Source organism: Fodinibius salicampi (assembly GCF_039545095.1).
GTDB classification, from domain to species: domain Bacteria; phylum Bacteroidota; class Rhodothermia; order Balneolales; family Balneolaceae; genus Fodinibius; species Fodinibius salicampi.
In genome coordinates this window covers 363,548-376,048 of the sequence record NZ_BAABRS010000001.1, presented here as the reverse complement: position 1 = coordinate 376,048, position 12,501 = coordinate 363,548, and the positions used below count along the sequence as shown (strand labels likewise).

Genomic DNA, 12,501 nt, shown 5'->3' with positions numbered 1-12,501 from the left:
AAATTGGGTACTCTCTCCGATTCGCTCTCCTCTATTACCGGTTATATTTCTGGTAAATAAAACTTCTACTTACTCACAAGTTAAAGGTGGGGATTATGATGAATCCAGTACGTTCCACACATGAAAAAGAGAAACAGACCTCTGCAAATAGAAACCGCACACAGCTTACGGCAGCTCTCCCCGTAACAGAGCATCAGCTTAATTTATCCGGAGTTTCAACAGCTGTACTTATAGGTGGCGAAGGATCTCCAATGATATTGCTGCATGGTCCGGGTGAGTCGTCCGTCTGGTGGATGCGCGTCATTCCAAAACTGATAAAGGATAACCGGGTAATCGTACCCGACCTGCCCGGACACGGAGAATCCAAAGTCAATAAAGGATTCCTGGATACCGGCCTCGTATTCGACTGGCTCAGCGATCTGATCAAACAAACCTGCCCCTCTCCTCCTATCCTGGTGGGTAACATTCTTGGCGGATCCATTGGAGTCCGCTTTGCAGTCAACCATGGAAATCAGATCAGTCGATTGGTGCTCGTCAATTCACTTGGACTTGGAAAGTTCAGGCCAAAACCCAGCTTTGCTTTTAGATTAATGCGCTTCATGCTCTGGCCAACCGAGAAAAACTTTAGCCGTTTCTTCCCGCACTGCATGTATGATGTAGATAATCTGCGCCAAGGCATGGGTAAATACTGGGATCCCTTTGTGGCATATAATCTTGAATGCGCTCGTGACAAAGAACGCAGCGATGCTTTACAATTCATGATGAAAAACCTCGGCATCCCAAAGATTCCTGATAAAGAACTCCAAAGAATTAATGTACCTACGGCCCTGATTTGGGGACGACATGACAAAGCGAACAAGCTTAAAATTGCCCAAGCTGCCAGCAAAAAATTCGGATGGCCACTGCAGGTTATTGAAGAAACCCGGGATGATCCTAAGCTGGAGCGTCCTAACGCATTTACGAATGCACTTCACAATCTTATAAACAATTCTTCCTCATCCTGATAACCGTTGAGGACTAACTATAAAATGGAGTACACCAATGAAGACAGAAATAAAACAACACTACAATGAAAACCTTGGCTCAAAACCACCCCAAAACTATGAGCGTTTCTTTGTCCCAACCATCGGCGAACCGGTGGCAAAAGATCTGATCCGAAAGGCAGAACTCAAGGCGGGCGAACGGGTACTGGATGTCGCCTGCGGCACCGGAATTATAGCCCGGCTGGCTTTAAAGAAAGTTGGCAGTAAAGGAGCGGTAACAGGACTGGATATTAATCCCGGAATGCTGGCGGTAGCCCGATCAATTACGAAGGATTTGCCCATAAAGTGGCATGAGGCCAATGCCGAAAAAATACCGTTTGAGGATCAATCCTTTGATGTGGTTATTTGCCAGTTAAGTCTACAGTTTATGGAAAACAGAACGGCTGCGCTGCAGCAGATGCATCGCGTTCTAGTTCCCGGCGGACGTCTTCTCCTGAACGTCCCAGGTCCTGCAGGGGAACCCTTTGCCATTATGGCCGAGGCAATGGAGCGAAACATTAGTCCCGAAGCCAAACACTTTGTAGACCAGGTATTTGCGCTCAATGATACCGAAGATATCCGGCAGCTCATCCATAACGCTGGATTTCGCAATGTGGATATACAAGCAAAGAACAAGGCGTTATCTCTCCCCGCCCCGAAAGATTTCCTCTGGCAATATATTTATAGTACACCTCTGGCTGGCGTTTTAGCGGAAGCGAATGAAAAGGCAAAAACTTCACTGGAGGAGGATGTGGTCAATAAGTGGCAGGAGTTCGTAGATGAGGATGACAATGCTTTTATCTATGAGCAGCGCATTGTTACGGTAAGTGCCCAGAAGTGATGGTTTATTCAGGAATCAGTTCCCAGTAGTTAATACCTCATATAAGATAAAATGGATCGCTGCCCAGCTTTGTTTTTCTTTCCGTGAAATAGTAAAATTAAAGGAACTACCGTTCAAAGGTGATTACTAAGACCGTTATAACTTATGCTTATGTAACATCAACTCACCATCAACTATGAATAGCCGGAAAAAATTCATGAATGCGCAACAGCGGATGCTCGGTCGCTATGACATTGAAGCGGAGTCACAATTCATCGATATCCCTTCTGTTGGCGGACGTGCCCACGTTCTGATTGCAGGTGTAGGGCCGGCTGTGGTTATGGTTAATGGTATAGGAACGCCCGGTGCTATGTGGGCTCCCCTGATGGCAGAACTCAATGAATTTTCTTTGTATGCCGTTGATTTGCCCGGCTTCGGTCTTACCGATACCACCGATACATTCTCTGAAAACCTTAAGGATAATGCTATTCGCTTCCTCAGCGAAGTTCTGGATGAACTTGAGCTGGAATCTCCTTTTTTTATAGCCAATTCTTTGGGTGCGTTATGGACAAGCTGGCTGATTTTGGACCAACCCAATAGGGTCTCGGCCCTGGTATACATTGGATGCCCCGCCCTGGTACTTGATACTTCCGCTCCCCTACCGATGCGCCTCCTTGCGGTTAAAGGCCTCGGATCATTGCTGACTAGACTGCAGTCCCCATCAGAAAAACAGGTGGAACAGCTGAGTAAAATGGTTAAAGAATATCCCCTTGTACCTGAGTTAGCAGATCTTCTCCTTAAAACCGAACAGCTGCCGGAATTTCGCCAAACGTTTCTCTCCATGCTTAATACCTTGCTTCGTTTGCGGGGCGGTCGACCCGAAATGATGCTGACGGCCGGACAGCTTGCCCGGATTGATAAACCAACCCTGCTCTTTTGGGGAAAGAATGACCCCTTTGGGTCACCGAAGGTAGGAAAAAGGATGTCAGAGATTATGCCCGCGGCCGAGCTGCATACAGTCGAAGGAGGCCATGCGCCATGGCTGAAGCAATCAAAACAGATCGGCCCGACCATCTCCCGCTTCTTACATCAACACGGGGAGTAACATAATCGGTCTCCGAAAAAAACAAGACGGTTCAATACTGGGCACCATGTCGTTATATGTAGTCTTTCGCCCTCCTACCTTCATCACTTTAGTACCACAAAAACATTACTGAGAACTAAAATTTGGATTTTTTACGATTTTATTTCTACATTTGTAGAAACAGTTCTAATAATGTAGAATAATATGAAGCTATCGCAATCAGAAGAACAGTTGATGCAGTATCTCTGGGAACTTGAGAAGGCATTCTTAAGTGACCTGCTCGAAAAATATCCCGAACCCAAACCAGCCAGCAGTACGGTCGCAACCTTACTGAAAAGAATGCAGGACAAAGGCTATATCGATTATGAGCAGATGGGACGTTCACGAAGATACTATCCGCTGGTAAAAAAGTCAGACTACTTCTCGAAGCACATAAATAGTCTGATTAAGAAATATTTTAATGATTCTCCCTCGACCTTTGCTTCTTTTTTCACGAAAGAAACTAACTTATCAGAGGAAGAACTGGAGGAGCTTCAGGACATTATCAACAAAGAACTTAAAAAGAGAGATCAATGATTTCTTACCTGATATACTCAACAATATGCCTGGGATTAGTCCTCCTGTTTTATCATGCTGTTCTTGCAAGGGAAAAAATATATCAGATCAATCGCGGGTATCTGCTTGTCGGCCTTCTATTTTCATTGACCGTCCCATTTATGCCCTTTGGAATAGCTGACTCTTTATTAACCTTAGGCAGCAATACTGAAATATCACAAATACTTCCAGGTGGAATTGAGAACACCAATGCTAAGTCTGTTCATCAGGTTACGGATAATCCGACAGAAGAAAATTCTGCAAGCCACACCTCATACGTTGAATGGATTACTCCATTCATTTTTTGGGTTTACGGTATTGTGACACTGATCCTGTCTATTCGAATGATTCGACATTTTTATTGCATGCAACTTAAGTCAATGAAGAATCCAGCTACCTCTTTTAAAGGTCACAAAGTGGTTTTGGTAGATAAGGAAGTAGTCCCCCACACATTTTGGAAAACCATATTTGTAAATAAAGAGCAGTACGAAAATAAAGAAATAAGCGAAGAGGTAATGATTCATGAACTCATCCATGCCGAACAAAATCATTCTTTGGATATTCTCATCGTAGAGATTTTGAAAACCATCTGGTGGTTTAATCCCGTCCTGTACTTTTATAAAAAAGCAATCCAGGTCAATCACGAATATATTGCAGACGATGAGGTCTTGTCTAATGGTACGGATATAGCAGACTACCAGACCTTATTACTAAAAATGCGAACCGCTAAATCAGCTCACTATCTTAGCACCAGTCTAAATTTTAACATTACAAAGAAGAGGTTCCAGATGATGACTCTTAGCCACTCAACATACCGTTCTTCCTTAAAATTAGCATTGATTATACCATTCTTTGTTCTTCTTGGCATCACTTTTGGTTGTGAACCAGCCAGTATGGAATCAGATAATCAAATTGAAGATATAGTAAGCGTGGAAATAGTAGACGCTGAAACCATAAAACTGAATGGCGAAACTGTTTCGGCTTCTCAGTTTGAATCTGCGTTTTCTGAACTGTCAATAAATCCCGATCAGATAATTATTGATTTTGAAGTGCATGAGAATGTCCCCACGGGTTTGGTTACGGACGTACAAAAAATCCTCCGTGAAAATGGCACCCTGAGAATTAATTATTCCACTGTGCAATCAAATGATAGCCAGCCCAGGGAGGCTTGGAGCCCCAGACCAGATAGTCGTAATGTCCTGAGCATACTCATTAATGAAGCGGGACAGTTGCTAATTAATAAAGAACCCGCCACGCTTTCTTAAGTTGATAGATTAACAAAAGAATTCTTAACTAATAACGGAAAATCTGCAAGTTTATCAGAAAGTCCGAAAGATGCGATCATAACAATAAAAACTGCTAAACAAACACCTCGAGACACGTATATCAATGCCATTGATAAAATTATGGGGGTCTATGAGGAATTGAGAGACCAGGCTTCAATGGAATTGTTCGACAAACCTTATAAAACGCTTGAAGAAGGAAGTGATGAGAGAAATAAAATAAAGAATATGTATCCAAAGAAAATTAGCATCAAAGAGCCATCAAGAAGTTAAATTCTTAGAGGGAAAAATTTAAAATGGAGCAGCTCATAAGTAATTGCAGGCTGCACCTCTTGCGCGATTCCTATTTTATAGTTAAAATCTTATTTATAAACAATTTAACGCCTTGGCGCCTGCACCTTAAGTACAGCCTACGCCTGCGTGCCGGAGCACTTCGGTGCACAGGTACCTAGCAAATGCTACTTCTGCGTGAGTGAAACCTTTATGCATAGTTGGACCTGCTCTACGAAGTCTTACACGTAGTAGAGCTACTTCTGTCTCCTACGCACCATAGCATGTATTCTAACCATACTTTGAAGTGGGAAGTAATGCTTTGGCGACGGTGCGTGCAGTAGGCCGCGAGGGCGTTTGCTATCTAACTTACACACTATGGTTCCATCAAGAGCAGGTACAATAATAATATCACTATTTTTAATCCTAAGCAGCACTCGTTCCTGTAAATCTCAGGATTTGAAGGAACAACCAAATCAAGAGATCCAAAATCTCGTTGCATTTGCCAGGCTGTACGGCCATATCAAGTATTTTCATCCGAGCGATGAGGCCAGCGCAATCGACTGGAATAAGTTTGCTATTCATGGAGTAAAAGAAGTAAAAGGAGCAGCAAACAGAGATGAACTGAAGGAGGCATTGAATTCCCTGTTCCTTCCCATCGCTCCCACCGTGCGAATTCGGCAAAAGGAACTTGCCGACAGCCCTTTTATTTCATCCTATCTCAACCAATTGGATTATGATACAACCAAATTGCAACCGGTGGCATGGCAACACCTGGGAGTTAGTTTGCAAAGTCCCGGTATTGTTTATAACAGCATCCGGGTCAACAGGCTTCTCGAAGATATGTTTGGCCTGCGTCATAATGTGGACCCCCAGCAGGTCGCTGGCAAGAAACTACGACTCCGGGCTGCACTTAAGACCACATTTAAAAGCGAAGACAGTGAAGTTCAGGTATCGATTGAAGTAGAACAAGGACAGGGCCATGATTGGTCTCAAAGCATTTCCAGTACCGTCGAAAACGCTTCAACACCAGGTTACTCCCCGGATAAGTGGAGGATTATTGAAGTAGAGTCTAACGTAAAGAAGCGTCTGGAAGAAGCAGCTATTGAAATTAGTCTATATGGTCCCGGTACTTTGTGGATTGACGATGTAACCTTATCGGCCCAAATGGCAGACGGAAATTGGGAACCGGTTTCGCTCCCCAATGCTGGTTTTGAGGAGCAGTATTTGCATTCAAATGACCAAAAGCTGTTTACGGATCCCTTGGCTGGTTGGATGATTGTGAACGCGCGTAAATGGAGTCGAATGAAGGGCGTCCATAATTCTTCTCCCACTCATACCTGGCTGGCCAGCGGAAACAATTATGGGGCGGTTACCGATGAAGCTTCTTTCTCAGGAAAGCAGAGCTACAGGATTGAATTACCGACACGGCTGTTTGACAAGCATCCCGAGGTGGGCAAAACAGCAAAACGCGAGATCGCACCCGGTCTGTACAGCGAAGTGCCACTGGCGCTTTACAGGGATGATGAACACACCTTGCCCCCGGGGAATACAGAACGCTTTGAGCAACTGAATAGCCATTTAAATGCCGTCAATACCGACAGCGCCACAGCGGATGATGTAAATGTACGACTGGCCGATGTCATTATTGCATGGAACGTCTTTCAGCATTTCTACCCCTACTTTGATGTGGTGCATACCGACTGGGAACAGCAATTGATCCGGACTCTTCAGGGGGCGTTGACGGACAAAACGGAGGAGGATTTTTACCTTACCTTAAGCAAAATGCTGGTCTCTCTTCAGGACGGACATATCTGGCTTACCCATCCCTCCCAGGACAAGCCAGCCGCGTTGCCCTTTATCGTGGACTGGATTGATGACAAGGGTGTAGTGACTCATTCTCAACACACGTCTATCAAGCCGGGCGATATCATTCTAACATTGGATAAAGTACCAGCCGGTGATATAGTACAATCTCAGATGGAGCTTATATCGGGATCATCCCAGCACTCGCGGTATCGCTCTCTCAGACTCTTTGGCACGGGCAAGCCGGACACTAAGGCAAAGGTGGAGGTTAAGCAAGGCAATGGTATCTCGATATACTCCGTCTTACGTATCGACCGTGAATCTGCAGATGAAATGGAATGGTCTCATCTACCGGTCATCGACAAGATCTAAGAGGATATATATTACGTGAGTTTGAGCAAAGCCTCAATGAGTCAGATTAATGAAGAGCTGGAGAAGATAGCCGCAGCTAAAGGCGTTATTTTTGACCTGCGGGGATATCCGAACTCCAATCACCAGGTTATCAGTCATCTTTTGAGCGAGCCGGACACCTCGAATCAATGGTTTAAAACTCCTAAATACATTTATCCGGACCAGAAGAAACTTCTGGGATACAAAAAGTCGGGATGGAAGCTGGAGCCAGCTAAACCGCACATTCAGGGCAAGGTCGTCTTCCTGACCGATGCACGTGCCGTTAGTTATGCAGAAGCATTTCTGAGCTTTATTGCCCATTACGACCTGGCTGAAATTGTCGGTCAACCCACAGGGGGAGTCAACGGCGTCACAAACGCATTGCGCCTTCCCGGGGGATATTCCACGACCTGGACTGGGCAGAAAGTTGTAAAACTCGACGGTTCGCAGCATCATATGATTGGCATACAACCAACTGTACCCGTGAGGAAAACGATCGAGGGCGTCAGGAACGGCCGGGATGAATTTCTAGAAAAAGCGCTAGAAATTGTACGCCAATAAGACAACTGATCATGGACTCGCTCCCCTTTTCGGCTGATCCTCTCTTTGCAGTTATCGCTTTACCTATTAATTTTTATTTATAATTACCGTGCCCTTTATGCCGAAAATCGTTAGGTGGCTTTAAAATTTAAACTAGTTATTTTGATATTCGAGTGTGTATCACTATAAAAAGTGGATCGGCATGAGAAAGATAATCACTCTGCTCATTATATCAGTTATACTCAGTTGTCAAAACACTACCTCACCTGTTCAGCCAAAGCTGGGCGAAGAATTTGAAATTGAGTTTGGTAAACAAATCACTATTCCTGAAGAAGGCATTAGTCTCCAGTTCAGTGATGTTTTGGAAGATTCAAGATGTCCAAAAGGAGTGACTTGTGTTTGGGCCGGGAATGCAGAAATTGTTATTCAACTAAATGATGCAGAGGCTAATCTAAATACCTACCTGGAACCCAAACAAACCAATATCCATGAATATAAAGTCCAACTTCTCTCACTAAACCCCTATCCTAAATATAATGTGGAGTTAGAGAATAAAGATTATTCTGCAAAACTTTTGATAACAAAAAACTAGCATCCGCTACCTAACCGCGCTAGCGGCGGACAGGCCTCGCCATTTATTGCCCATTAATGGTTTTTATAGTTACTCTTTATCCTGAAAACAGAACCGCTAGCGTTTTTTCGCCAAACGTTTCTCAGCGTTTAAATTCTGTAGTTATTCAAGTACTTACATTATGTACTTATAAGTCCCCTACGGCTGTACTTAGAAGTACAGTCGGTATGGAGTAGTAAGTACGGTCACTATGGAGTGGGTACTCCATGCTGTAGGGAGGAGATCAGTCAATTCTTATCTGAATACATTATCAGGACCCACTATTACAGATAAAATACTTTGAATGTGCTCTCTCGATAAATAACTGGATAAAAGCCAATATTATAAGGAAATTGGTTTAGTTAGTACTCCGCTTAATTATATGTTAAAGAGCATAATGAGTGAGCTGACAGGTATTTTCAAGCAAATTGAAGAACGCAATTACTCAATAGATCAATGCTTTCTTTGTGGTTGCCAACTAAATGAAGAAAACAGCACGGTTGAACATGTAATTCCTAAGTGGTTACAATACGAATTCAACTTGTGGGATCAAAAAATTACACTATTAAATGGAACCCTTTTCCCCTATAAAAATCTCACTATTCCCTGCTGTTTTGAGTGCAATAATATTCATCTAAAACCATTTGAAGATAAAGTAAAGAAGGCTTTTGAAAATGGATTTGAGGGAATGTGTAGCCTATCTGAAGAAACGTTGTTCTATTGGTTAGGTAAGATTTACTTTGGGATGATGTACCGTGAATTATTCCTGAATTTAGACAGAGCAGATCCGGAGAAAGGGACAATAACAAATCCTGAATATATAGATTCATTTTTCTCCCATTTCCTATTCCTTCAAGGCATCAGAGGTAAGCATTCATTTTCCAACTTTTTCCCAGCTTCAATTTATTTATTTAAGACACAAAAACCACAAAAAATAGAAGATCAATGGGACTTCATCGACAATCATCAAACTTTATTCATATCAATAAGAATGGGTGATGTTGGATTAATGGTACATTTACAGGATTGTAAGGCTACCAAAAATATGGAACACCATTTGGATATACATAAAGAAGTAGACTTGCATCCTCTGCAATTTCGAGAATTAACCGCAAAAATATTATATAAGGGTTTGCTTATGAATCGAACCCCAAAATTCATAAACACTCAGACAGGAGATGGTCCAGTAGAGACACATTTACTTCCTATTCAAGGGTTTAGCTCCAAGCCTATTTTTGACGATTGGGACAATGATGAATATTCTTATTTAATGTCTTTTTTAACTGGCATTCCTTTGGAAACTTGTCAACCAGAGAAAGGAAAAGTTTATACTTGGCTAGTTGATGAAAATGATGAACCGATTTTTATCGATGTAGATGATGATCAACAAAATTTTCGAAAGAATTAATTTTTTGAAATTCCTGCATATCATAATCTTGGATTAATACCTACATGCTCTATAACCCCTTCAAAAAGGAAAATGTCAAGTAGATAGTCCTCACCCAGTATTCTTTCTTTTCTATTTTATAAACTGTTTTTCAAACCTATCGCTGGCGACCGGTGTCGGTGACCAGGTTCGGATTACCATACCTGCGCTAAAGCTTCGGTAGACAGGCCTGCCGGCATCCTAAACCTTCACCGGTAGTCGAACAGGCTCTTTTCGGGCTTTTTTTCCGCCTTTTGGTATGTGTAGGGTCGTTGTTGGCAAAATGTAACTTTGTTCAAGGTTATCCACATTACTGAGTTAGAAAGAATTCAAATTTCTTTGGAATTAGTCTCCCCACCATCTCAAATCGTGGATAACTTCCCCATTTTGTGGAAAAAAATTCTGTAAGGATTTGCTCCGAAATATATGGACTGTATATTTAAATAAGCGAAGTTATTAGATTACTTAATATGATTATCACTTCGTTAAAAAAGGTGGTTTTTTTATAATGATAATGGAAATAAAAAGCCACCCAGCCAATAATGGCTGAATGGCTTAAATATAAATACTGAATGTGTGGGGGTAGCAGGTTGCGGGTGCTGAGATTTGAGACCTTGGCCCCACGGGTTCAATTCCCGTTACCTCCACTTCAGTATTATAAATATCTATATTTATAATAAACTATACGTTGGTTATGCGCAAGACCGTTAGATTTATTTTTGGCATCATTTCGAATATTTGCGTGTATTATTGTGTAATAATGCGCAACCTTAGTCAAGAGCTATACAAATGTTAGAACAAGAGAAGGATTACAGAAAGCTTTATTCAGAGGAGCAAATTACTTCTCAAAGGATTTATGATAAAACCTTACTCACACTTTCCAGTGGAGCATTTGCAGTTTCTTTTGCATTTATGGATGCATTTATTACTGGTAAACCAGTTTATACATCATTAATAATTTCTGGTTGGGGGTTTTTAACTTTTTCAATTTTACTCCAGCTCGGTAGTCACCTGATGAGTGTTAATGCTTTCAAGCAGGCCATTAAAGATATTGATAGCCCTGAGAATGCTGATAATTCAAGGACTGGCGGTAAGTTTGCTAAATATACAGATCGTATTAACTATGCCTCTGGTATAACTTTTGCAATAGGGATTTTCCTTATCCTAACCTTTGTTTACTTTAATTTCAACTAAATACTTTTGCTATGTCAGACAAAAACAAAACTAAAAAATCAAATAAAATGACAGATAAGAAACCTCCTTATACGCATGGAGCCACACCACCTAAGCAACCTCCAAAGCCGAAGCCTGACGAAAGTAAATAATGGCTGTAATAGATTTCATCTGCTCAAATATTAAGGCTACAATAATATCCTTTGGACTCTTACTTGATGTGATTGGTGTTGTTATAACATTTAGATATGGGGTTCCTAGGTTTATAGACGGAATGGGGATTCCTATAGAAGATTCTGACGGTTCTACCTATACTGTCGGGATGAAAAATTATGGAGCCAAAGGCTATTTAGGAATTATATTAATTGTCATAGGATTTACACTCCAAGGAATAGCCTCATGGTTATAACTATTTAGCATTAGCTTATATCCTTGACTAGGCCGGAACCTTCACGGCCTATACAAGTCGCCAAAAAGTTACTCTAGGATTTCATAGTTCTTAAGCGAGTTTTAAATGTCCCGACAATTTGGCTTTGGCTAGTCCCAAAAGCGAATTGATCTTATGACAATTTTTAGGTTAATCCTTTTTTGATTGAACTCAATTCCAATATCTCTCCACCATATTCGCCACTTCTGGTCCCCACACATTCACCATTATTCAACCATCAAAAAGGGTAAAATAAAAAAACGCCCCCTACGGGATGTAAAGAGCGTTTTTTGAGTTGTTGGAAAAAGACGGGTCTTCTCGGACAAAAAGACGGGTCTTTTTTCGGAAGAAGACGTGTGTTCTTCCCGGAGAACACGGGTGTTCTCTGAAAAGACCTGCCTGCTGCCCGAAAAATCCCTACTGCCGTTTTCAGACGACAGCAGGGAAGTCTTCATGGCAGCTCCTTACGAAGCTTCACCGTTTATCTTTTTGAATTCAAGATTATGAAGCATCTTCTTGAGTTCCGGTCCCGGTGTAAAGATGATACGGCGGCCGATTACGCTGTTGGGCCCCACTTCGTCTTCGGAGTCATGTCCCTCACTGCTAATACTCACGCGAAGGTATCCCAGGTCACCAAGCCGTACAATATTGCCCGCTGCCAACTCGCGGGGCACGACTTTGATAAAGCTTTTTAAGACCCCGGAAATATCAATATCACTGACCGTACTGATCATCTCAATAAGTTCAGAGAGTTCATTAATATTAATATCACCGGTTGCATTAGCAGAAGCATACCATTTGGTCTCGCCTCCACCCGCAACTCCCGGTTCGCCTTTCTCTATAGCTTTGATTGAAATAGCCATAATATATATTATTTAGTTTGTGTTTTTTTAATAAGGAAAGCCTGTATATTTGCGGCTTCCATTATAGGTAAGTACCTTTTTGAGCCCAATCCTTACAAAAAATTTTATTTTTTTTCGTTTTTATTTCCCGCCTTTCTATCCAAATACAAACCCGTTACACAGAAAAAGGCATTTCTTTATCACCGCAGATCCC

13 protein-coding genes are annotated in these 12,501 nt (G+C 42.0%); 11 read left to right on the top strand and 2 right to left on the bottom strand.

Features of this window, described 5'->3' with window-relative positions:
• Window positions 1–95: 95 nt before the first annotated feature.
• From ABEB05_RS01565 to ABEB05_RS01515, 11 genes are all read left to right on the top strand, one after another.
• Complete coding sequence (locus tag ABEB05_RS01565; RefSeq protein ID WP_265786908.1) at window positions 96–1,004, top strand: alpha/beta fold hydrolase; 909 nt, start codon at window positions 96–98, stop codon at window positions 1,002–1,004.
• A gap of 37 nt (window positions 1,005–1,041) precedes the next feature.
• A complete protein-coding gene (locus ABEB05_RS01560) occupies window positions 1,042–1,863 on the top strand; it encodes a class I SAM-dependent methyltransferase (RefSeq protein ID WP_265786906.1) in 822 nt (273 codons plus the stop codon).
• A gap of 196 nt (window positions 1,864–2,059) precedes the next feature.
• Window positions 2,060–2,947, top strand: coding sequence for an alpha/beta fold hydrolase (locus ABEB05_RS01555; protein WP_345694225.1), 888 nt, complete (start codon window positions 2,060–2,062; stop codon window positions 2,945–2,947).
• A 183-nt stretch (window positions 2,948–3,130) separates the two neighbouring features.
• Entirely contained in the window at window positions 3,131–3,502 is a 372-nt protein-coding gene (locus ABEB05_RS01550) for a BlaI/MecI/CopY family transcriptional regulator (RefSeq protein ID WP_265786902.1), read from the top strand.
• Window positions 3,499–4,785 (top strand): M56 family metallopeptidase, encoded by a 1,287-nt coding sequence (locus ABEB05_RS01545; protein ID WP_265786900.1) that lies wholly within the window; start codon window positions 3,499–3,501, stop codon window positions 4,783–4,785. The genes ABEB05_RS01550 and ABEB05_RS01545 overlap by 4 nt, the downstream gene beginning before the upstream one ends.
• A gap of 747 nt (window positions 4,786–5,532) precedes the next feature.
• Window positions 5,533–7,251, top strand: a complete 1,719-nt coding sequence (locus tag ABEB05_RS01540; protein WP_265786898.1) for a S41 family peptidase — start codon at window positions 5,533–5,535, stop codon at window positions 7,249–7,251.
• A 15-nt stretch (window positions 7,252–7,266) separates the two neighbouring features.
• Entirely contained in the window at window positions 7,267–7,830 is a 564-nt protein-coding gene (locus ABEB05_RS01535; RefSeq protein WP_265786896.1) for a S41 family peptidase, read from the top strand.
• A gap of 181 nt (window positions 7,831–8,011) precedes the next feature.
• On the top strand, window positions 8,012–8,401 hold the full coding sequence (locus ABEB05_RS01530; RefSeq protein ID WP_265786894.1) for a hypothetical protein: 390 nt from the start codon (window positions 8,012–8,014) through the stop codon (window positions 8,399–8,401).
• A 415-nt stretch (window positions 8,402–8,816) separates the two neighbouring features.
• Window positions 8,817–9,827 carry a hypothetical protein gene (locus ABEB05_RS01525; protein ID WP_265786892.1) on the top strand — a complete coding sequence of 337 codons (1,011 nt, stop codon included), beginning with the start codon at window positions 8,817–8,819 and terminating at the stop codon, window positions 9,825–9,827.
• An 807-nt stretch (window positions 9,828–10,634) separates the two neighbouring features.
• Complete coding sequence (locus ABEB05_RS01520) at window positions 10,635–11,039, top strand: hypothetical protein (RefSeq protein WP_265786890.1); 405 nt, start codon at window positions 10,635–10,637, stop codon at window positions 11,037–11,039.
• 130 nt (window positions 11,040–11,169) lie between these two features.
• On the top strand, window positions 11,170–11,427 hold the full coding sequence (locus ABEB05_RS01515) for a hypothetical protein (RefSeq protein ID WP_265786888.1): 258 nt from the start codon (window positions 11,170–11,172) through the stop codon (window positions 11,425–11,427).
• 245 nt (window positions 11,428–11,672) lie between these two features.
• On the opposite strand, the gene ABEB05_RS01510 is transcribed toward ABEB05_RS01515, so the two are convergent.
• Window positions 11,673–11,900, bottom strand: a complete 228-nt coding sequence (locus tag ABEB05_RS01510; protein WP_265786887.1) for a hypothetical protein — start codon at window positions 11,898–11,900, stop codon at window positions 11,673–11,675.
• 9 nt (window positions 11,901–11,909) lie between these two features.
• On the bottom strand, window positions 11,910–12,308 hold the full coding sequence (locus ABEB05_RS01505) for an HU family DNA-binding protein (RefSeq protein ID WP_265786886.1): 399 nt from the start codon (window positions 12,306–12,308) through the stop codon (window positions 11,910–11,912).
• Window positions 12,309–12,501 lie beyond the last annotated feature (193 nt).